The following is a 21,204-nucleotide window of genomic DNA, read 5'->3' on the forward strand; positions in this document are numbered from 1 at the left end:
AACTACCTCCACGCAATCGATTTCATGCGCCACGGGCGACGGGGAGGATCCGCAGAGGCGTCTGCCGCACGCGCGGATCGTCGAGGCGTCCGGCGCGCTGGCGCCGCCGGTGTCGTGGCCGACGCAGGCCTGAAGACGTCATGTTCCGCCCGGTTGACGGGTCGTCGCCGCGAGGCCCGCGTCGATCCGCAGTTCCGTACCGGTGATGTAGGCGGCCCGGTCGGAGGCGAGGAACAGCGCCGCCTCCGCCACGTCGAATGCCGTGCCCATGCGCCCGAGCGGGCATTGGGAGGCCCGCAATTCCTTCATCTCGGCAAGGCTGGCGGAGCCGTAAGCGTTGGCCACCGTCTTCTCGATGCGCGGTGTGTCTATCAGGCCGGGGATGATCGTGTTCGCCCGAATCCCATAGGGGGCGTATTCCACGGCCAGCAGCCGCAGATACTGGATCATCGCCGCCTTGGTGCTGCCATAGGCGAGATGCGGATACCCGACATCCCGTATGCCGGCGATGGACGATGTGGCGAGGATCACGCCCCGTCGCGCGGCCTGCATGGCCGGCAGCACGCTGGTCGTCGCGACGTGCAGCGCCGTGAGGTTGGCGTCGCAGATCCGGCGCCAGTCGGCCGGCGAAGTGGCGATCGATGGGCCGGCCTTGCCGATGCCGACATTGAAATAGAGCACGTCGATGCGGCCGTGCTGATCCAGAACCTGCTGCAGGGCGCCGGTCAGCGCGGTGTCGTCGGTCACGTCGAGCCCGATCGCACGGGCCTCCCCGCCCTCGGCGAGGATGATCTCGCATGTTTCCTCTGCGGAGCGGAGCTCCCGGTCGCCGACCACGATCCGTGCTCCCGCCCGCGCGAAGAGCACCGAGACGGCCTTGCCGATGCCCCAGCCCGGACCAATCGAGCCCCCGCCCAGCACGACGGCGACCCGGCCGGACAGTTCGGCGGGAGGGGAGGGCCGTCGTCCATCGATATCGGCACTCATGTTTCCTCCTCGGCAAAGGCGATGTCGCGCTTGCGCCGCATCGACGGCCGCACGACCGTCACCAAAGTCAGGGCGAACGCGATGAGGATGGTCAGGCTGATCGGATGTTCGATGAAGGTCATCAGGCTGCCGCGCGACAGCATCAGGGAGCGGCGGAGGTTCTCCTCCAGCATGGGTCCCAGGACGAAGCCGAGCAGCAGCGGCGTCGGCTCGCAGCCAAGCTTGATGAGCAGGTAGCCCACCGCGCCGAACACCGCCATGACCAGTATGTCGAAGCCGGAATTATGGAGGCTGTAGGCGCCGATGGCACAGAACAGCAGCACCGCGGGGAACAGAAACTCGTAGCGGACCCGCAGCAGCTTCACCCACAGGCCGATGAGCGGCAGGTTGATGACGACCAGCATGAGGTTGCCGATCCACATGGAGGCGATCAGCCCCCAGAACAGCCCCGGCTGCTGCTTCAGCATCATCGGGCCGGGCTGGACGCCCTGGATGATGAAGGCGCCGACCAGCAGTGCCATGACCGCATTGGTCGGCAGGCCGAGGGTCAGCAGCGGCACGAAGGAGGTCTGGGCGGCCGCGTTGTTGGCCGTCTCAGGACCGGCGACGCCCTCAATGGCGCCCTTGCCGAAGCGGGCGGGATCGGCCGCCACCTTCTTTTCGAGGCTGTAGGAGGCGAAGGACGCCAGCGTCGCCCCTCCACCCGGCAGCACGCCGAGCAGGCTGCCGAGCCCGGTGCCGCGCAGTATGGCGGGCCAGGAACGGCGGATGTCGTCCCGGCTCGGCCACAGGCTGGAGATGACGCTCACCGTGCCCATGCCGGAGCCGCGGTTCTCGAGGTTGCGCAGGATATCCGCGATGCCGAACAGGCCCATTGCGAGCGGCACGAAGTTGATGCCTTCCGCCAGTTCCATCGTGCCGAAGGTCATGCGGAACTGGCCGGTATTGATGTCGACGCCTATGGTGCCGAGCGCGATGCCCGCCACCACCATGGTCACCGATTTGAGGAGCGAGCCATGGGCGAGGATGATGGAGACCAGCAATCCGAACAGGATCAGCGCGAAATAGTCCGGCGCGCTGAAGGACAAGGCGGCGCGGGTCAGCAGCGGACCAAAGGCAGCCAGCACCAGCGTGGCCACGCTCCCGCCGACAAGCGAGCCGATCGCCGCGATCGCCAGCGCCGCTCCCGCCCGTCCCTGCCTGGCCATCTGATGGCCGTCCAGCGTGGTGACGACGCTCGAGGTCTCGCCCGGCAGGTTCAGGAGAATGGCCGTGGTCGAACCGCCATATTGGGCGCCGTAATAGATGCCGGCCAGCATGATGATGGAGGCTTCGGTGGGCAGGCCGAAGGTCAGCGGCAGCAGCAGCGCCATCGTCGCGGTGGGCCCGACGCCGGGCAGCACGCCGATGACGGTTCCCAGCAGCGCGCCGATGAAGCAGAAGCCGATATTGATGGGCTGGACGGCGACCCCGAGCCCCATGGCGATATTGCCGAACAGGTCCATTATGGCAGCAGCTCCGGCCACGAGGGAATGAGAACGCCGAGGCCGGCGATGAAGATCAGCCAGCAGAAGCCGGTGAGCGCGGCCGCGAGCCCGAGACGGGTGCGCCACGGCATTTCGGGAACGGCCAGCGTCGCGACGGTCGTGAGCAGCATGCAGGACAGCACGAAGCCGAGCACCGGGGCGAGGACGGCGAAGAGAACCAACCCGCCGAGCACCAGCAGTGTCGGCCGCCATGCCCAACCCTGGATTCCCGGCCCGGCGGCGAGGAGCCCTTTGACGAGAATGGCGAGGCCGAGCGCGGCGAGAAGGCCGAACACCAGCGCCGGGAAGTAGCCCGGCCCCATCTGGAGGGCGGTGCCAATCGGATAGGAGAAACTGTTCCACATACCGGCAAGGCCGATAACGAGGAAGAAGATGCCCGCGATGATGTCCTGCGGGCAGGATCCGCTTCTGGATGGAGGCATGATGAGACTTCCACGCAGGAGATGGGGAGCCGGCGACATTTGCCCCGCCGCCGCGGCTGAGCGCTACTGCTTGGGAATGCCCGCGTCGTTGATCACGACTTTCCACTTCGCCAGCTCTGCCGTCACATGCTTGGCCAGTTCCTCCGGCGTGCCGCCCTCCGTCACGCCGCCACCATCGTTGATGAACTTGATGATTTCCGGCTTCTTGAGGAGGTCGTTCACCGAGGTGTTCACACGCGTGATCACCTCCGCCGGCGTGCCAGCGGGAGCGAACAGCCCGAACCAGGAGGTCGCCTCGAATTTCGAGAGATCCGCCTTCGTCGCGGCTTCGGCGACGGTGGGAATGTCGGGGGCGGCGGGCGAGCGGTTTTTGGTCGTGACGGCGAGCGCCTTCAGGCCGCCGCTGAGCACATGCTGATAGGCAGAGGGCATGTTGTCGAACATGATCTGCGTCTGCCCTCCCATCACCGAGGTGATGGCCTGCGCGCTTCCCGGGAAGGGAATGTGGGTCATGCTGATCCCCGCCTGCGACTTGAACATCTCGCCCGAAAGATGGGTCGAGGCGCCGATGCCCGAGGAGGCGTAATTGAGCTTGTCGGGGTTCGCCTTGGCATAGGCGATCAGCTCGTCGACCGAATTGACCGGCAGGTCCTTGTTGACCACCAGGATGTTGGGAATGGACGCGATGAAGATGATCGGCTCGAAGCTCTTTACCGGGTCATATTTCAGCGAGGCGGCCAGGTTGGGGACGATGCCGTGGGACGAGACCTGTCCGAAGAACAGCGTATAGCCGTCCGGCTTCGCGTTGGCCGCGAGCGTCGTGCCGAGAATGCCGCCGGCTCCGGCACGGTTGTCGACGATCACCGTCCGGCCCAGTTCGTTGGTCAGCCCTTCGGCGATCTTGCGCGCGAGAATGTCTGTCGCCCCGCCGGCCGAATAAGGCACGATGATGGAGACGTTGCGCGATGGCCAGTTGTCGGCGTGGGCGCAACTCATCCCGATCCCGACGCCCGCCACCAGTGCCGCCATGATGGCGTGTCGTACGAAGCGAAGCATGCTGTTCCTCCCTTTGAATCCGGCGTCGTTGTTATTTTTCGATGTTCTGTCGGACGCTTCGCGCTGCCTGCCGGTCGGCAGGCTCACGCAGCGCCTATGGTCATTCCTCCGCAGACATAAAGAACCTGCCCCGTGATGAAGCCGGCGCGATCGGAGACGAGGAAACCGACCGCCTCCGCCACGTCTTCGCAGGTGCCGAGCCGCCCCACGGGGATGGCATCCACTATCGCTTTCGTGCGCGGAGAATCCGCCGGGTTCACCGCATCGAAGAGGCTGGTGCGGATGGGCCCGGGGCCGACGGCATTCACGGTGATACCGATGCGGCCAAGTTCCAGCGCCCAGGTGCGCGTCATGCCGTGCAGGCCCGCCTTGGTCGCGGAATAGGCCGATCGCAGTTCCTTGCCGAGCGCCGCCCGGCTGGAAATATTGACGACGCGCCCGCACCCGGCCGCTTTCATCGCCGGCAGCACCGTCTGCATGCACAGGAGCGGCGCCTTCAGATTGACCGCAACCACGGCATCGAGGCTCTCCGTGCTGGTGTCCTCCAGGCTCGCCGGCTCGACGATGCCCGCATTGTTCACCAGGCGCGTCACCGCGCGTCCCGCCACAGCCCTGGCCAAGCCGTGACGCGCCGTGCCCGGATCGCGCAAGTCGGCCCTGACGAAGCTCTCGAACTGATCGTGCTCCGGCTCCGCGGCATCAACCACGATGACGCGGAACCCGTCTTGCGTCAGGCGCCGGGCAATCGCGGCGCCGATATTGCGGGCCCCGCCGGTAAGCAATGCGTAATCGCCCACGGCTCAGGCCTCGTAGGGAATGGTGTTGTCGACGAGTTCCCAGATGAAGCGGGCACTCGGGCGCTCACGCTCCTCGGCGATATGCGCGATGAGGCCCGGCGTCCGGCCGAAAACCGAGAAACCGCGCATCAGATCGACCGGAATGCTCATCTCGCCCAGCAGAGCCGAAACCGCACCGGTGGCATTGATGGTGATGTGACGGCGGGCCTTTTCGTCGATCACCGCCGAGAGCAGGCGCAAGGCCTTCACATAGGCGCCGTCGAGCCCGTGTCCCGCACCGATCTGCAGCAGGCATGCGGCACGCGGGTCATCCGGGCGATGGAGATGATGCCCGAAGCCGGGCAAAGGCGCCTTGCGGGCCCTGTAGTCATCGACGATCGCCTCGGCGGCCGCACGCTGCCCGTCGGCCGGCGTGGAGACGATGCGAGCCAGCAGCCGCGCATTGTTCTCGACGGTGCCGACGAACTGGCTGCCGACCGCCATCAGGCCGGCAGCGACCGCGCCCTGCAGATTTTCCGGTGCGCTCATGTAGATCGAGCGGGTGGAAATGGCGCTGGGCGTGAATCCGTGTTCCATCATGGTGATGAGAATGGCGTTCACAACCGTCAGTTCGTCTTCGCTGAACGCGCGACCGAAGATGTGGAACATCGCCTCGCGCACGAAATCCGGCTTGGCGCCCGGCTTCAGGATGTCGTCCACGACGCTTCGGCCCCGGTAGTAGACCGCGTCGAGCGTATGGTGGCTAAGCGCGGTCGTGGGCGTCGGCGTCGTTGCCGGCGCGCGACCGGTGCCCGTGGTCGAAGTCCCGGAACTCATGAGTGCACCTCTTTATCTTCGCGGGCCGCGCGGGCGATGTAGTCGTCCACCAGCGCCTGCTTCTGGAGCTTTCCGTAACTGTTGCGCGGCAGACGGTCGTAGACGGCGACGGATTTCGGTGCCTTCACCGAGCCGAGCCTGTCCTTGACGAAGCGGATGATGTCCTGCGCGTCGAACGACGCCCCTTCGCGGATCTCGACCGCCGCATGGACCGCCTCGCCCCACTTCTCGTCGGGGACGCCGAAAACCGCGCAGTCGGACACGGCATGATGTTCGGCGATCACCGGCTCGACATCGACCGGATAGACGTTGAAGCCGCCGGTAATGATGAGGTCCTTGGAGCGCCCCTTGAGATAGAGGAAGCCGCTGTCGTCGAACTGCCCGATGTCGCCCGTGTGCAGCCAGCCGTCGACGATGGTCTGCTCGGTCTTTTCCGGCTGGCGCCAGTAGCCGGTCATCAGCAGGTCGCCACGGATGACGATTTCACCAAGTTCGCCGTCAGGCAGGAGCTTCCCCTCCTCATCCATGATCGCGACGCGGGTGAGGACGGTCTCTCGGCCGACGGAAGCGCGGAGTTCCGGCATGGCCAGTTGCTCGGCCGAGATCATGGTGGCGATCTGCGGCGCCTCGGTTTGCCCATAGGTGGAACAGATGCGGGGGCCGAAGATCGACTGGGCTTCGGCGATGGCATCGGCGCGCATCGGCCCCGACCCGTAGACAAGGTTGCGCAGGTGATCATAGGTGCCCCGGCGCGCTTCCGGCAGCTGCATCATCATGTAGATGACGGTCGGGGGCAGGAATGTGGTCGCGATGCGCTCCTGCGACAGTGCGTGCAGCACCTCCTCGGGGCGGGGCTGGTCCATCAGCACCAGCGTGCCGCCGGTGGCGAGCGTCGGCAGGATATAGGTCGACGTGCCATGCGTGATCGGCGCCACCGCCAGCAACCGGTCGCCGGGCTTCAGGTCCCAGGCAAGGATCTGGGTGATGATGTTGGTGTTCCACGAGCGATAAGGCTGCATCACGCCCTTCGGCTTGCCCGTTGAGCCGCCGGTAAACTTGATCGCTTGGGTCGCATCGAGCGGCAGGGGATGAAAGCGCGGCCTGCCGCCTTCATGGGCGCGAGCAAGACCGCCCGTCGTGCCGGCGCCGCCCTTGGCGTCGGCAATGAGAATCCGGGCGCCGGCGCCTTCAACCAGCGGCACGGCGGCCGCATCGGCGATGACGATCGACATCTCGGTGAAGGAAATGCTCCCGCCGATCTCCGCTGACTTGTTCCGCGGATAAAGCGGCACCCACACCTTGCCCGCCGCGAGGATGGCAAGCCAGGCGATCAGATGTTCCAGGTGATTGTAGCAGCAGATGCCGATCCGCGAGCCCGGCGTCGGATCCTGCGCCTGAAGTCCGGCGGCCAGCGCGCTCGATCGGGCGAGCAGCTGCGCATAGGTGCAACGCTCCTCGCCGAACTCCACCGCGATCCGGTCTGGCGTGCGCGCCGCCTGCCGATAGAAAAGATCAATGGGGTACATCAGGGAATATCCATGGTTTTGAAGCCGGCCGCCTGAGCTGCCCGGGACAGCACGACGGCGATCTCCCGCCGTCGGTCGGGGCTAAGGCGTGAGATCGTGTTGGTGAGCGACACCGCGCAGACCGCGCCGGGAGCCGTCGAGAACAGCGGTATGCCAAGGGCCCCGATATCCGGGATGATCCATGCCTCGTTGAACACGTAGCCATCGGACCGAAGCCCTTCGCAGGCGGTGCGCACGAGATCGGCGGTAAGGCTGCCATATTTCAGATAGCGCTCCGCCTCGCGGGCGATCGTCGCCTCCCGTTCGGCCGCGTCCTGGGCGGCGAGAAGCGCCAGGCTCGCCGCACCGGCGCCGAGCGGACGCCGTGAGCCCACGGTCAGGGTGTTCAGCCTTATGTCGGAATGTCCCTCCACGACGTCGACGCACAGCGCCTCGCTGCGGGACACCACCGAAAGGCTGACGATGCCGCCGGCTTCCGCCTGGGCCCGTTCCAGATAGGGACGCAACTTCTTGCGCAAGGAAACGAATTCGAGATCGGTGCCGGCACGGGCGACGATCTCATAAGGCATCAGGCCGAGATGATAGAGTTTCGTGTAGGGATCGAAGTTCAGGAAATCTTCTTCGACGAGTGCAACGAGAAGACGGTGCGCCGTCGCGATATGTATTTCGGCTCTCTTCGCTGCCGCGCTTAACGTCATTCCGTTGCGTCCGCGCTCCGCGATCACCTTCATCAGGCTGAGAGCTTTGGACAGTGATGAATGTGTCGCCTCCGGCGCCGTTTTCTTTGCAGGAGACGCCACGTGCCTCCTCCCTATTGGTCATTGTTATTTGAATGGGAGGATAGGTGGCGTTCTATCGTTGTCCAGACGAGTTCTCGCATTTTGAGATTTTGTTTCTCGCTGGGCGAGAACAATTCGTCCCTTGCCGGCGCCTCCGTCACCGTCCGCCGAGGTGCCGACCGGTCGACGGCCACCGTCGTCGTTGCAGACGCTTGTCGTGTTGCAAATTGAGGGGGAAGCCCCGGCGCATGTTTGTTGCCCTCAGCATGGGCGAGCTGCCGCTCGATCGCATCGGGATGCCAGCGTCGGGCTCTCGTCGGCGGGCGTGGCAAACGCTGCCCGAAAGCCGTGGGCGGTCATTACCTCCGCCCTTATATCCAGGCGGCGTAGCGCGAAGTTCAGAGTGTTTTCGCTCACCGGTTTCTCCGCCGATACGGTCGCGGGAAACACGGACGAACTTATCCCGCCACGGGTGGTGTCCCGCAGTTGCTGCAAGGTGGCTACGGCCGAACCTGTGGGCCTGCTGCCAGCCCTGGGCGCCGTTAGGCTTCACGAAGAGATAGAGGCCACCACCGTCGGAAAGTTTGTACTCGCCTTCCCGGCCTCTGGCCGTCCGGCATGCCGCATCTGACAAGGCCATGTTCGCCGTCCCGGCTGATTGCCGGGATCAACAACAAGGCCGACAAATTCGCGGGGATGGGGGCTGTGGCTGCCCCGGCTGGGGACAGCGCGCGGAGGCTGGAAATGAATTTATCCAGCAATCTCGGCGGGTGGGGAAGCGATTTGGGAGGTTGAGCCGCCCCGGATGGGGGGTGGCTCCCTGAGCATGAGACAAGGTATTGTTTTTACTGATTTTCTTGACAGGTGCCGCGCAGATTCCTAGCTATATTGCGAGTTGGCGGCGCCACCTCTGACACTACTGACTTTGATAGTAACCGACATGGATTAGGATTTTCGTTCGGAGCGGAAATGGCTCGGAATTTACTTACTGCCTTGGCGATTAAACATGCCGACAAGCCGAAACTTCGCGATGGCGATGGCCTATGGCTGCATCGCGGGAAGTCCGGTGCGACTTGGGCCTGGGTGTTCATTTTTGTCCGGCACGGCCGGCGGCGCGAGATGGGTCTTGGTAGTTTCGGCGGCGGCGTCGGCCAGGTCTCGCTCGCCGCCGCTCGCCGGAAGGCGGATGAGATCCGCGAAATTCTCGGTGCTGGCGGCGACCCGTTCAAGGAAATGACTGAGCGGCAGGCGAGGGTGCCTGTCGTGACTTTCGGCACGGTTGCCGATGAATATATCGAGTCCATGAAAAGCCAATGGCGGGGCAGGGTGACTCAGGCGGGATGGCGCCGGGTGGCCGAGGTCTATGCCAAGGGGCTGCGGCGCATCCCGGTGGGAGAGGTGTCCACCGATGACGTCGTGCGGATCCTCCGGCCTATCTGGACCGCCATGCCGGAGACCGCTCAGAAGACCCGCGAGCGGGTGAAACTGATCCTTGACCATGCCCGTGCTCGCGGCCTGCGCGACGGTCCGAATCCAGCGGAATGGAAAGGCCATCTGGATCAGATCCTGCCGCGCCGCGATCCGCTGCAGAAGAAGAACCATGCGGCGATGCCGTATCCTGATCTGCCGGCGTTCATGACGCAGCTTCGCAAGGCGAACGGCACGGCTGCGCGGTGCCTCGAATTTGCGATCCTGACGGCCGCGCGCTCTGGAGAGGCGAGGGGCGCATTGTGGGCGGAGATAGATCTCGGCTCGAAGGTTTGGACGATTCCCGCCGCCAGAATGAAGGCCGGCCGCGAGCACCGGGTGCCGCTGTCGGACCGCGCCGTTGAGTTATTGGAGGGCCAGAAAGCGAGGGCGTTGTCGGACTTGGTGTTTCCCGGCCAGTCCGTCCGCAAGCCGATGTCTGACCCAGCGCTGACGAAAGCTTTGGCGACGAGCGGCGGGGACGGCTTCACCGTGCACGGCATGAGAAGCGCGTTCCGCGACTGGGTCTCGGAGGAAACCGAATTCCAGCGCGAGGTCGCAGAGAGCGCATTGGCGCACGCGGTGGGTGACCAGGTCGAGCGAGCGTATCGGCGGGGAGATGCTCTCGAAAAGCGCCGCCTGCTGATGTCCGCGTGGGCCGATTTCTGCGCCGGCCTCTAACGTCCTGTGCGTTGCGCCCGAGTTCGCGCTGGCGACTTGCGGACGGTGCCGACCCAGTGTGGCAGAGTTTCAATAAAGACAAGAAGCTCTCAGGGGCCAAGAAAACCCGTCGATCCACCGGCTGCAGGAGTGCTCCATGCCGGACAACGATAATTTTCCGCTCATCTCGCTGAACGACACGTGCCGCATGACAAGCATGTCACGGACGATGATCAACAAATATCGCACGTCCGGTCGTTTCCCCGCTGCGGTTCCTCTGGGGGAGAAAAGAGTCGCGTTCGTCCGCGCCGAAGTTCTCGCCTGGATTGACGCCCGCATCGCCGCTCGTGACCAACGGGCGGCCGCCTAACCGTACCTGCCGCACAGCAACCGCCCGCCCGCGCGGGCATCGCCATCGCGCCCATGACTCGTCCCGCACCGTCGCGGCGGCGGACGATCAGTTTTTGTCTTCGTGAGGAGATCCTGATGCATTCTGGCAGCAACAGCCCGGTATACTACCTTGGCGCCCTCTACGACTCTCGTATCGATGCAATATGGGCGGCGTTTTTCGACAATCTCAGTTGGTCGTACGAATACAAGCCGAGCGGCCCGAGGGGATGGGCACCGACGTTTGCGCTGCGTGGTGCCGGCACGGTGCTCGTCGGCGTCGAACAGGAGCTTCAGCCGACCCCGAAAGCCCGCCTGCTGGCCAGCCGCTCGGTCCGCGACGCTGGCGGCCGCAGCGACATCCTGCTGCTCGGCATTGGTCTCGTTCATTCCGAGTACTGGGGCCTCGCGCTTGGCGCGCTCGGGGAATGCTCGGGCGACTACTATTGTTGGGGAGATGCTCTCCCGCATAGCGGCGGAGGTATCGGATTCTGCCACAGCCTAGGCAGCTTCAGGAACCGCATAACCGGCTACCATGATGGGGACCGCGGCGCGGGTGATGGCGAGGATCTGTTTGCGGGGGCCTGGAGGTCAGCACAGCGAGCGCCACTCCTCGACTGCCAAGCTGTCGCAGCCGCACCCATTTGGGGGCGGTGATCCGGTGAGAATAGAAAACATTCATCCCGGCCAGCAGGGGAGCCGGAATCTCGCGACCTTCGATCTCGAGCTGCCCTGCGGCGTCCGGCTTCTTCGCCTCACACTTCGTAGAGCCGCGGACGGCGGCCTACGGGTGTGGTCCCCGAATGTCGATGGCGCGCGGGTCGTCGCCATCCCTGCAGAAATCGCCGCCGAAATTTCATCGCTCGCTATGTCGAAAGTTGGCCATGACCGTGACCGCCGCACCGCAGCCTGACTCATCACCCAACCCCGTCCGCAGCCATGTGGAAATGCTCCAGCGCCTCGCCCACGGCGTCGACGGCGTGTTGGTGGTGTCGGTGTTCAACGCGGCGCTGGAGCGCGACGGCGGCATCATCACGCATCACGCCGTTGGCGACGTCGAAGGCATGGTGGCCGCTATCGAGGCACATAGCGGCACCGCGGGAGCGAACGTCTATTGCGGCCTTCAGGTCATGCGCCGCACCCTTGCGCGCGGCCACCGTGGCGGCGGCGACGATGTCGTCGCCGTGCTTGGCCTGGTCGCCGACATCGATGCCGACACAGGCCGCGACACCGGTTCGTACCCTCTGCCGCCGAACCTCGTGCTGGAGACCTCACCCGGCAACCGGCAGCCCATGTGGATATTCGACCGCCCCATTGCGCCGGACGTAGCCAAGGCGATCGCGCGGGGCTTGAAAGCCACCACTGGCTCAGACCATGGCACAGGCGACATCGCGCATGTCTGGCGAGTGCCGGGCACCCTGAACTGGCCCGGCCCGGCGAAGCTGGCCCGCGGGCGCAACCCGGAGCCGGCGGCGGTCACCGCCGTCGAGCCGTGGGACGGGACCTTCACCGATCCGACGGCACTCGCCCTCGCTGTGTCCGCCAGTGCGCCGCGCGCCGAGGCCGACCCCGTCGAGCTCGGCGACCTACCGGACGTCGACGGGGTCGAGGTGACGCCGGAAGCAGCGCGCCTGCTGGCCGCCAACGACGTCGGCGACAGGTCTGCCCATGCCGCGCGCGTCGTCGAGAAGCTCGCCTTCGACGGCCACCCCGCCGAGGTGGCTGCGGGACTGTTCCTGTCGGCGTCCGGCGATTGGCTGAGCCGCTACCGCTCTGAGGATTACGCCCGGCAGGACTTCACCCGGCTTTGGGGGCGGTTCGGGCAGCCCCATCTTCGTGCGCGAGAGATAGGCGCGGCGATGATCGAGAAGCTGCGCGGCAGGGCCGCCAATGACAATGAGCCCGATGACGATGACGAAGACGCTGCGCGGCCTATCCCGACGGCGGCCGCCGTCGGCTTGCCGCTCGAACTTTGCTATCCGCCCGGCGCCGTCGGCGAGTTCGCTCGCTGGATCGCCTCCTGCGCCCGTTTCCCGTCGCCGCACCTCGCGCTTGCCTCGGCGCTGGCGTTCACGGCCGGGCTGATCGGCCGTCGCTACAAGGGGCCGACGGGTCTTCGGAGTAACCTTTACGTCGTGGCGCTGGCAGAGTCGGGTTTCGGAAAGGACATCACCATACGCGCGGCCGAAGCACTGGCCGACTCCACGCCCGACGGCGCACGGGTCAGCGAGCACATCTTCGCTGATAAACTCCGCTCGTTGCCGGGCCTTGCCGGGCGCCTGCGGAAGTCGCCATCGTGCATCGCCGTGATCGACGAATTTGGCAAGTTCCTCTCGCTCCATGCGGGCCGGAATGTCGCGCCGCATCGCGAAGAAATCGCCACTGCGTTGATGGAGTTGACCGGTGCACCTTCCGGAAGCTGGGGCGGCGCCGAGAAAGCCAGCGGCAATATTAAGCGGATCATCCAACCCTGCTTGACGATCCACGGTGTGTCGACGCCAAGTACCTTCTGGGCTGCGCTTTCGTCCGGCAATATCTCGGAGGGACTCCTTGGGCGCTTGGTGATGATCGACGCAGGCGATGGCGAGCCGGTGAAGGTGCGGCGGCCTGAGGGCTCACTGGATAATATCCCCGCTGAACTATCGGCGAAGGTGTCTGCGCTTCTCGGTGGCAGTGTTGGCCATCTCGGGGCGGGACCTTGGCACGCCCTATCTGCCAATCCTGAGGCTAAGCCATGGCCGATGGTGACGGTCAAATTTGCGCCAGGGGTGGAGGACCTTTTCGAGGCGTTCGACGACCGGATGCGTGCCATGCGGACGACCCTGGATCCGCAATACCGGCCGATCCTGAACCGCGTCGGCGAGAACGCCGCACGCTTGGCGTTGATCGTCGCCGTAGGATGTGACCCAAAGGAACCGGTGATCACCCCCGAGATCCAGGAATGGGCCAACGCAGTAGCTGAGGCATCGTTCAACACCATCGTCCGGGGTGCGCATGCTAACATCGCAGACAACGACCGGGCGGCGGAATACCTTAGGGTGCGAAGCATTATTGAGCGCGCCGACGTTAAGGGGCTAACCAAAGGGAGGTTGCTGGTCCGGTTGCGCGGTGCCATTGACGGGAGGCGTCTGGACGACGTGCTCGACCAACTGCGCGAGGCCCGCGAGGTCATCTTCGGCAGGGTGACGTCCGAGAGCGGGCAGACCCTAGTGCGGTATTGGGCGCGCGAGCACACCCCTGAGGGCGCCGAACCGCTCACATAGGCGTACTCAAGCCATGTTCGAAGGCATGTCCGTTTTCGGAAGATGGACATGCCTCGTGCAGCGAAGGCATGTCTGTTTTCTCCACCTCGGACATGCCTTCGACATACCTTTGGACATGCCTTCGAACATGGCTTTATTGTAAAATATCTATATATATCAATATATTATATATAAGGTATGGTCATAAACAGCAGGGGGGTGTCCCGCGAGGGTGGTTTTCGCGTGAGGGTATCCCTGCGCGAACATGGCGAACATGGCTCCATCAACATCGCACTGGCAGCTATCGCTTCCCGCCGTGCCGCACGGCTGCTACCTTCAAGTCTCCGGTGTCCTGCCGGGGATTGCGATCTCTGGAAGCCGCCGGTCTCCGCCGGCGGCTTCTTTTTTGCGGCTAGCAGCGGTCCATGGCCTCATCGACCCGCCGGGCGATCGTGCGGACAAACGTCTCGGCCGCCACGCCGTCGACGTCGCGGCCCATCGACCCAGATTCCCCACGCCACCAGCGAAGACGAGTGCGCCGACCTCGTAGAGGCCACCGTCGAGGAATGGCTGGCGGCAGGTAGGGTGGCCAATGACAACGATCTGCAGATGGCGGCTTGACCGTCCGCCACAATCAATCGGCCAGCGCGGCCTCGACGGCGTCGGGGTTCTTCTCGATCACCCGAAGCAAGGCTACCGCAGCCGGGTCTGGCTGGCGACGGCCCTGCTCCCATCCCTCCATGGTGCGGGCAGGAACATGAAAGCGGCGCTCGAATTCCTTCGGGCTCTTGGCCACACGCTTGCGAATGGCCTTGATCCGCGCAGGGGGAAGGGGACTCACGGTACGTGTGGGCAGCGCGATCTCCCCGCGCTTGTAGGCCAGCACCTCTTCCAGGGATTCTATCAGATCGTCGCCAAGCTTACTCATTGATCGCCTCCATCAGGGCCGCAACGCGCTGGCGCTGGGCCTGGGTCATGTCTTCCTGATCCGCTTTCGCATAGGCCAAAAGCAGGAACACCATGTCGTCAGATCGCATCACCACATAAATGCATCGGCCACCGCCACGCTTGCCCTTTCCTCGCATCGCAAAGCGCACCTTGCGGGCACCGTGCATGCCGGGGATAACGTCGCCGGCATCGGGGTTGGCGGCCAGCGCCAATTCAAGCGCATCAACCTCGGCCCTGCTCGCGCCTGCCTTGGCCACACTGCGATCGAATGCGCTGGTGCGAACAATCTTCATGTCCCATCTATACGCCAATGACGTACAGGTGTCAATCCTCAATGTACGCCAATGACGCACATTGAGCAAGGCCGCCTGACCAATCTGGGATCGGCGACGTCCTGTGCGTCACGCCCCGCCTCGCGTGCCATCCCCAGTAGCGCCACACACCCAAGAGCACTACATCTAGGACATCACCTCAAAGCCGCACACCGTCATCAACCAGGTCATGGAGGCGCATGTGCGCATCACTCATCCGAGGGCCGAAGGCGCATTCTCGCGCCACGAATTGTCCGACGTCATCGAATACGACCTGCGGTTTGGTCGCACTCTGCCGGAGTACTCCACCATTGAGGATGGCCAGCTTCCCGACGATGGTGCTGTACTCGAGGGCTTCAGCCTTCACGGCTATCCCCGCTGGGCGGCCGTCTGGCCGACATCCGAGACCGGCGATTTCGACTGCTCGCTGCACTCAACGCCTGCCGCAGCTGAGGCCGCCCGCGGGGATGGCATTGCCGCAGCTCGCGCCGTCGGGATTGCCGCATGAGCAAGTCCGCTCCCGACATGATCAGCCTCGACAGCCTCGCCGAAGATGCCATCTCCTATGACCCGACGGATGCCATGAACGACGCCCTCGACAAGACCGGAGAAGTGGCAATCGAGCCCGCCCGGCTCATTACCCGACTGCATCATGAGGGCAGCATCGACGACACAGGTCGGGACGCGGCCGACATTCTGAACAAGATGTTCACTGTCGGATCGGCGACGCTTCGGGACCCCGGACGCTACGATTGGCGCGATAAGGACGGTAGGTGGAGCCGCGTGACGCAGCCCCGCCGGGAGATCGCCGCCAAGGTCGACGAGACCGTCATGGCAGTCCGCAGCAAGACCCGTCGCGTGGCTGTATGCCACGCCTTGGCCTGCAGGCAGCCCGTGGCCGATCTCGACAACCTGGCACCGCTCGCGGCAGGTATCGAAGACGTCGCGCGGTGTTGGTGGGGAGCAGCGAAGCGTCCGGTTGTCGTGGTGAAGGGGATCACCATGCCCGCATTCGGTGATGTGCGCGCCGCGAGCGCCGAGAACGACAACGCCGCGCCCGGCGCACGCCGTTTGGTCGAGGGGTTCGAACGGATGTGGAAGCGCGGCCAGCTTGATCGCAATCCAGATTTGAACGAGTCTCTGTACGCCGCTGGCCTGCGCTACCGTCAGGATCACCACAGCGCCGGCCTGGCGCCTCTCGGCGCCATCGACTATGGCCGGGAACAGGTCGATGGTGGATCCGGCGCAGGCACGGCAGCCGGCGGGCTATTCGGGAGCGAGGCGGCGACGCGGGCGCTGGAGCGCTACAGAGCTGCGCGCAGGGCAATGGGCGACAGGTTTTCACCTGTGATCGACGCCGTGGTGATTGAGGGCCGGACGCTGGCAGAGGCCGGAGCGGCTGTTGGTCGCTACAGTGCCGGTGCACGGGCTGAAGCGCAGGCGGCTGAGCGGCTGGACCTCGGGTTGCACGAACTTGCAATTTTCTATGGCGTCATCACGAGACGCCAAGCGGCCTGACGTACGTCAAGTACGTCAGCGGTGCTATACTTCAAATAGAAGTCAAAGTTGCGCCCGCGGCGAGACCGCGGGCTTGCAGATTCGGGGCGCTCGCAGGGCCGGTACGAATACTCGGCACCCACATGCGGACTGTCCCGATACCCCAAAGACGATGCACCGATACCCAGGCGAGCCGCAAGGCTGGGGCGCTGGAAGCATCGTCTCCGTTTCACCTGCGGCGACTCCTCCGCTGCGGTGACTGCGCCCGGATCCCCATGCTGCGGTATGGCGCGGGTCCGGGCGCGGGTTGCTCCTCGGTGTTCACTTCTCGTTTTCTTCGATCATGGTTTCGATGGCGCCGATCGTCACTTCGAGATCGGCAATCTTCCGCATCACGTTGTCGGCCGGAATGGTGTCGGCATTCGCTGCGATGGTGATGAGTTCGCGCTGGGCGGTGAGCAGCCGGGTGCGAAGAGTTTTCAGTTTCACGATCATCGGTCTGCGTTATCCCAATGTACCAACGCGGGCAACGTGCCATTGCTGGCACCGAATATCGCCAAGAGCGAGCGGCGAGGGCGCTGATGGGGAACGAAACGGCTGGCGATTAGGCGGGCCGTGGACCTCCTGCGGGCCAAGGGAGAATTGAATTGAGGCGGCCGCCTCGCGCGGGTCTATCCTCGAAGAAGTCAGCGATTGAAATTGCAGACCATGACGATCTCGGTTTCGGCATTTCTGGTGCGTCCGGCAAGAACTCCGGCGTCGGCGGCGTAGCTGCAATCGCCTTCGCCGGGGGCACAGCGCGAATTGGCGTCATCGGGCCGACCCCGCGCCGGGTCGGGGCACATGCAATCGCATCACCGTGCCTATCCCTAATCCATCCGCTGCTGATGAAGCCGATATGAGTTCCGCGCATTGAGAATAGAGCATTGCGCGAGATCAGTGCCACGGGCTTGCCCTCCCAGGTAATCAAGTAGTTAGCTTTGGCGTATACGGCTGCTGTTCCGAATTTATCGTAGAAATCCAATTATCTCCCTCCCTTTTCTAGAGTTGAATAATAGTTCTTAGGCGTGAGTTATCGCAGCCGCCCAACATGATCTGCAAGCGAGAATGCTGTGATCGCCCAATTGTCCTGAAATATATTTGCCAATTCCGGCAAGCTTGGCCATGTGTGGATCTGGCGTGACGTGCTAGGGATGTTCTGATGCAAGTCCGCTTCGACCTCAAGGAGTGGGATAGGAAGGCTCGTGCCCTCGGCGCCACATCCAAACAAATTCCCTATGCACTCGCCACCGCCATGACATGGACGATGCGGGAGACGGTCGAGGCCGAGAAGAAGGCGCTCTCAACTTCACTCGATCGCCCAACGCCGTTCACGCAGCAGGGCGTCGGCTTCACCCCGGCGAACAAAGGGCAGCTCCGGTTCGAAGTGTTCATCAAGGACCGACAGGCGGCATACCTGGGCATCAACGTCGCTGGCGGTACCCGCTCGCCGGTTGGTGCCAAGGTGCTGGCCACCCCGTTCATCAAACGGAATTCCTATGGCAACGTCGGGCGCGGCGCCCTCAAAGCGCTGATGGGCGATAGGCGTCGCGTGTTTAGCGGCAAGCCCAAGGGCAAGAACCGGCCCGCCGGCATCTGGCGCCGCACGAACGAGAACACGACGATCCGGCTCCTGGCGCTCTACAGCCCGAGCATGAAGTACATCGTGCGCTACGACTTCCCCGCCATCTTCGAAGCCACTGTGCGCTCCACCCTGCCCGACAAGGTGACCGAGGCGGTGATGCACGTCATGGCCCGCTTCGCCATGCACGAGGGGACCAAGGGGCCGGGGTAAGGCGGAAGCCACATAGCCCATTCGTGGTATACGATATGCAGACGCAATAAAGTTGCGTTACGACAGAATGTGACCGTGGCGCTGCCAGTCAGGAAATAAAATTGCGATAGAGAAAGCCTATCGATCGGGTAAGAAAATGACCGCTCATGCCCGCCGCGCGCAACTTTCTTTCGTCGGGTCCTTCCGGGCCGGGGGTGGGTATGGGTGTTTCGGAGGCATGGGCTCGCCCTAGCGCCAAGAATTTCCTAAGGGGTAATAATAATTTTCTATCGTATGGCTCTATTGGATAGGCGCGCCGATGGCCGACGGTGAATTCTGGGGCACGCAGACTGATCTGGCTGAGCGCATTGACCTCTCGCAGGGCGCCGTCTCGCAGATGGTTGGGAAAGGGATTTTCCAGCCCGAGGCTCGTGGCCGGTACGATCTCCACGCCTGCACCGTGGCCTATATCCAGCACCTGCGCGCCCAGGCGGCAGGCCGGATGCTCAACCCGGAAAGTGCTCTGTCGCTGGAGAGCGAGCGGGCGCGGCTGGCAAAAGAGCAGGCGGACGCCAAGGCGATGGAGAACGCCGTTACCCGCGGCGAACTGATCCCCGCGGCCGATGTCGGCTCGACGTGGGAGCAGATCTGCAACGAGATAAAGCGCGTGCTGCTGGCGATGCCGGCGGACACCGCGCCGCTGCTGGGCGGGAAGAAGACCACGGCCCAGATCGAGAGCATTTTGCGGGACCGGGTGCAGGAAGCACTGGAGGCCCTGTCCGGGGCTGATGTCGATGTCGAACGGGATGACGACGGCAGCGATCCGGGTTCGTGACCATGCCGGCCTCCGGCAGATCGTCTCCGAGGCGCTGGCCGCACTTCGGCCTCCTCCGAAGCTCGGCCTCAAAGAATGGGCGGATGAATATCGGCGCTTGTCGCGCGAAACGTCGGCTCGGCCCGGCAAGTGGCGAACTGAACGCCAGCCTATCCTGGGCGACATCATGGAGGCGATCACCGATCCGGCCGTGAAAGAGGCGTGGGTGCTAAAGCCCTCGCAGTTCGGCTGGACAGAGGTGGTAAACAACGCCGCCGGCTATTTTGTGCATCAGGACCCGACCAGCATCCTCGTGGTGCAGCCGACGGTCGAGATGGCCGAGGCTTGGTCGAAAGACCGCCTGGCCCCGATGGTCCGCGACACTCCGGCGCTGCGCGGCCTGATCGCCGACCCGAAGTCGCGGAACTCCGGTAATTCGATCCTGCACAAGGCGTTCCCTGGCGGACAGATCGACATGGTCGGCGCCAACGCGCCGGCAGGCCTCGCATCCCGACCCAAGCGGGTGGTGATCTATGACGAGGTTGACCGCTACCCGGTGTCGGCGGGGACGGAAGGCGACCCGATAAAGCTGGCACGCAAGCGCCAGGCGACGTTCTGGAACCGCAAGACGCTTGGCGGATCGACGCCGACGCGAAAGGGATTCTCTCGCATCGAGCGGGAATATGAGCGGTCCGACATGCGCATCTGCTACGTCGCGTGCCCGCTGTGCGACGCGTATCAATCGCTCCGCTGGGAGCAGGTGAAGTGGGACAAGACCGAGACGGGTGAACACCTGCCCGATACCGCGCACTACCAGTGCGAAGCCTGTGGCGAGTCGTGGACGGAAGAGGACCGCCTCACTGCGATCGACAATCGCAAGTGGGAGGCAACAAAGCCGTTCTCCGGTGTCGCCGGCTTCCGGTTCAACGCGCTGTATTCGAAGCTGCTGGAGGACGGTCTGCCTGGCCTGGTGCGTGAGTTTGTCGAGTGCCGCGGACTGCCTGAACTGCTTCAGCCGTTCATCAACACCGTCTTGGGCGAAAGCTGGGCGGAGCAGGGCGAGACAATCGACCCCGATGCCTTCATGCAGCGGCTGGAGACATTCGATCACGACAGCCTACCGGACGATGTCCAACTGATCACGATGGGCGTCGACACGCAGGGCGACCGGCTCGAACTGCAATGGCTCGCGTGGGGCGAAGGCGAAGAAAGCTGGCCGTGCCGGTACGAAGTGATCCTCGGTGACCCGTCGCAACAGGATGTCTGGAACAAGCTGACCGCCTTCCGACGCGAATTGCTGGTGACCGACACCGGCCGAACGTTGCGGGTGAAGGCCTGCTGCATCGACATGGGCGGTCACCACACGGCCGAGGTACTGGGCTACGCGAAGCGATATCGGCGCCAGGCGGTCTACGCCACCAAAGGCATCGCCGGGCCGCGTCCGGTCTGGCCGAAGCGCGGCACAAGATCGAAGACACATTCGATGCCGTTCTTTGGGATCGGCGTCGATACGGCGAAGGATTCGATCTACGGCCGGCTGAAGATCCAGCTTCAGGGCGAGGAGCAGCGCCGGCCCGGCTATGTGCATTTTCCGGCGGCTGATGGATTCGACGCCGAGTATTTCGCACAGCTCACCGCCGAGCAGGTGGTGACCCGCTACAAGCAGGGCCGCCCCTATCGGGTGTGGGACCTGCCGAAGGGCAAACGTAACGAGGCTTTAGACACCTTCGTTCTCGCGTTGGCAGCGCGCCTGTCGACGTCCGTGAAACTCGGCCCCCGGCGTCGACCGGCGGCCAGCGCGCCAGTTGCCAGCGATGACGAGGGCGAGCCGGACGCGGTGGTTGAAGAGATCAGCGACGATACGCCGGTGTCGGCAGTGAAGCGCAGGAAACGACCTCGCCGCTCGAGCGGCTGGATAGGCAGGAATTCGGAATGGCTAGCACGGTGAGCGAGCGGGTCGAAGCTCTGCGCGAGGCCATAGCCTTGGGCGCGCAGCGTGTGACCTATGACGGCAAGACGGTGGAATACCGTAGCCTGAAGGAAATGCGCGACGTGCTGGCCGATCTGGAGGCGCAGGCCGCGGGTCGCCCGCGCCGTCGCCGCCGCTACGCCGTATACAGCAGCGGGACCTGATC

22 protein-coding genes are annotated in these 21,204 nt (G+C 64.3%); 10 read left to right on the forward strand and 12 right to left on the reverse strand.

Annotated features, from left to right (window positions below; genetic code table 11):
• Nucleotides 1-138: 138 nt before the first annotated feature.
• The 8 genes from KHC19_RS24250 to KHC19_RS24285 all read right to left on the reverse strand — a co-directional run bounded on the left by KHC19_RS24250 (nt 139) and on the right by KHC19_RS24285 (nt 7,951).
• A complete protein-coding gene (locus KHC19_RS24250; protein WP_213356114.1) occupies nt 139-987 on the reverse strand; it encodes an SDR family NAD(P)-dependent oxidoreductase in 849 nt (282 codons plus the stop codon).
• A complete protein-coding gene (locus KHC19_RS24255) occupies nt 984-2,492 on the reverse strand; it encodes a tripartite tricarboxylate transporter permease (protein WP_213356116.1) in 1,509 nt (502 codons plus the stop codon). The genes KHC19_RS24250 and KHC19_RS24255 overlap by 4 nt, the downstream gene beginning before the upstream one ends.
• The gene (locus KHC19_RS24260; RefSeq protein ID WP_213356117.1) at nt 2,492-2,956 is read right to left on the reverse strand and encodes a tripartite tricarboxylate transporter TctB family protein; all 465 of its coding nucleotides are present in this window, start codon (nt 2,954-2,956) and stop codon (nt 2,492-2,494) included. The genes KHC19_RS24255 and KHC19_RS24260 overlap by 1 nt, the downstream gene beginning before the upstream one ends.
• Before the next feature lie 63 nt (nt 2,957-3,019).
• A complete protein-coding gene (locus tag KHC19_RS24265; protein WP_343207791.1) occupies nt 3,020-4,099 on the reverse strand; it encodes a Bug family tripartite tricarboxylate transporter substrate binding protein in 1,080 nt (359 codons plus the stop codon).
• Nucleotides 4,096-4,809 (reverse strand): SDR family NAD(P)-dependent oxidoreductase, encoded by a 714-nt coding sequence (locus KHC19_RS24270; protein WP_213356119.1) that lies wholly within the window; start codon nt 4,807-4,809, stop codon nt 4,096-4,098. Before KHC19_RS24270 ends, KHC19_RS24265 begins: the two co-directional genes overlap by 4 nt.
• A 3-nt stretch (nt 4,810-4,812) precedes the next feature.
• Nucleotides 4,813-5,625 (reverse strand): citryl-CoA lyase, encoded by an 813-nt coding sequence (locus KHC19_RS24275; RefSeq protein ID WP_213356121.1) that lies wholly within the window; start codon nt 5,623-5,625, stop codon nt 4,813-4,815.
• On the reverse strand, nt 5,622-7,151 hold the full coding sequence (locus KHC19_RS24280; RefSeq protein ID WP_213356122.1) for a class I adenylate-forming enzyme family protein: 1,530 nt from the start codon (nt 7,149-7,151) through the stop codon (nt 5,622-5,624). Before KHC19_RS24280 ends, KHC19_RS24275 begins: the two co-directional genes overlap by 4 nt.
• Nucleotides 7,151-7,951 (reverse strand): IclR family transcriptional regulator, encoded by an 801-nt coding sequence (locus KHC19_RS24285; RefSeq protein ID WP_213356123.1) that lies wholly within the window; start codon nt 7,949-7,951, stop codon nt 7,151-7,153. The genes KHC19_RS24280 and KHC19_RS24285 overlap by 1 nt, the downstream gene beginning before the upstream one ends.
• Nucleotides 7,952-8,923: 972 nt before the next feature.
• Between KHC19_RS24285 and KHC19_RS24290 the strand changes: the two genes are divergently transcribed.
• The 4 genes from KHC19_RS24290 to KHC19_RS24305 all read left to right on the forward strand — a co-directional run bounded on the left by KHC19_RS24290 (nt 8,924) and on the right by KHC19_RS24305 (nt 13,707).
• A complete protein-coding gene (locus KHC19_RS24290; protein ID WP_343207792.1) occupies nt 8,924-10,078 on the forward strand; it encodes a tyrosine-type recombinase/integrase in 1,155 nt (384 codons plus the stop codon).
• Between the two features lie 136 nt (nt 10,079-10,214).
• Nucleotides 10,215-10,427 carry a helix-turn-helix transcriptional regulator gene (locus KHC19_RS24295; RefSeq protein WP_213356125.1) on the forward strand — a complete coding sequence of 71 codons (213 nt, stop codon included), beginning with the start codon at nt 10,215-10,217 and terminating at the stop codon, nt 10,425-10,427.
• Nucleotides 10,428-10,543: 116 nt separating this feature from the next.
• Nucleotides 10,544-11,101, forward strand: a complete 558-nt coding sequence (locus KHC19_RS24300; protein ID WP_213356126.1) for a hypothetical protein — start codon at nt 10,544-10,546, stop codon at nt 11,099-11,101.
• 227 nt (nt 11,102-11,328) lie between these two features.
• Nucleotides 11,329-13,707: a DUF3987 domain-containing protein gene (locus KHC19_RS24305; protein ID WP_213356127.1), complete on the forward strand. Its 2,379-nt coding sequence runs from the start codon at nt 11,329-11,331 to the stop codon at nt 13,705-13,707.
• 613 nt (nt 13,708-14,320) lie between these two features.
• Here the strand turns inward: KHC19_RS24305 and KHC19_RS24310 are convergent.
• Together KHC19_RS24310 and KHC19_RS24315 are read right to left on the reverse strand one after the other, a co-directional pair.
• The gene (locus tag KHC19_RS24310) at nt 14,321-14,614 is read right to left on the reverse strand and encodes a helix-turn-helix domain-containing protein (RefSeq protein ID WP_213356128.1); all 294 of its coding nucleotides are present in this window, start codon (nt 14,612-14,614) and stop codon (nt 14,321-14,323) included.
• Complete coding sequence (locus tag KHC19_RS24315) at nt 14,607-14,927, reverse strand: type II toxin-antitoxin system RelE/ParE family toxin (RefSeq protein WP_213356129.1); 321 nt, start codon at nt 14,925-14,927, stop codon at nt 14,607-14,609. The genes KHC19_RS24310 and KHC19_RS24315 overlap by 8 nt, the downstream gene beginning before the upstream one ends.
• Before the next feature lie 220 nt (nt 14,928-15,147).
• Between KHC19_RS24315 and KHC19_RS24320 the strand changes: the two genes are divergently transcribed.
• Together KHC19_RS24320 and KHC19_RS24325 are read left to right on the forward strand one after the other, a co-directional pair.
• Entirely contained in the window at nt 15,148-15,453 is a 306-nt protein-coding gene (locus KHC19_RS24320; protein ID WP_213356130.1) for a hypothetical protein, read from the forward strand.
• A complete protein-coding gene (locus KHC19_RS24325) occupies nt 15,450-16,463 on the forward strand; it encodes a hypothetical protein (RefSeq protein WP_213356131.1) in 1,014 nt (337 codons plus the stop codon). The genes KHC19_RS24320 and KHC19_RS24325 overlap by 4 nt, the downstream gene beginning before the upstream one ends.
• A gap of 300 nt (nt 16,464-16,763) precedes the next feature.
• On the opposite strand, the gene KHC19_RS24330 is transcribed toward KHC19_RS24325, so the two are convergent.
• A complete protein-coding gene (locus KHC19_RS24330) occupies nt 16,764-16,937 on the reverse strand; it encodes a hypothetical protein (protein WP_213356132.1) in 174 nt (57 codons plus the stop codon).
• A 109-nt stretch (nt 16,938-17,046) separates the two neighbouring features.
• Complete coding sequence (locus KHC19_RS26515; RefSeq protein WP_378296882.1) at nt 17,047-17,466, reverse strand: 4-fold beta flower protein; 420 nt, start codon at nt 17,464-17,466, stop codon at nt 17,047-17,049.
• Between the two features lie 177 nt (nt 17,467-17,643).
• Here KHC19_RS26515 and KHC19_RS24335 point away from each other — a divergent pair, with 177 nt between their 5' ends.
• The 4 genes from KHC19_RS24335 to KHC19_RS24350 all read left to right on the forward strand — a co-directional run bounded on the left by KHC19_RS24335 (nt 17,644) and on the right by KHC19_RS24350 (nt 21,202).
• Nucleotides 17,644-18,276 (forward strand): hypothetical protein, encoded by a 633-nt coding sequence (locus KHC19_RS24335; protein WP_213356133.1) that lies wholly within the window; start codon nt 17,644-17,646, stop codon nt 18,274-18,276.
• A 298-nt stretch (nt 18,277-18,574) separates the two neighbouring features.
• On the forward strand, nt 18,575-19,090 hold the full coding sequence (locus tag KHC19_RS24340; protein ID WP_213356135.1) for a hypothetical protein: 516 nt from the start codon (nt 18,575-18,577) through the stop codon (nt 19,088-19,090).
• Complete coding sequence (locus KHC19_RS24345; RefSeq protein ID WP_213356136.1) at nt 19,044-21,017, forward strand: phage terminase large subunit family protein; 1,974 nt, start codon at nt 19,044-19,046, stop codon at nt 21,015-21,017. The genes KHC19_RS24340 and KHC19_RS24345 overlap by 47 nt, the downstream gene beginning before the upstream one ends.
• Complete coding sequence (locus KHC19_RS24350; RefSeq protein WP_213356138.1) at nt 21,002-21,202, forward strand: phage head-tail joining protein; 201 nt, start codon at nt 21,002-21,004, stop codon at nt 21,200-21,202. Before KHC19_RS24345 ends, KHC19_RS24350 begins: the two co-directional genes overlap by 16 nt.
• Nucleotides 21,203-21,204: the final 2 nt, after the last annotated feature.

This window comes from Ancylobacter oerskovii, assembly GCF_018390555.1.
Classification (GTDB): domain Bacteria; phylum Pseudomonadota; class Alphaproteobacteria; order Rhizobiales; family Xanthobacteraceae; genus Ancylobacter; species Ancylobacter oerskovii.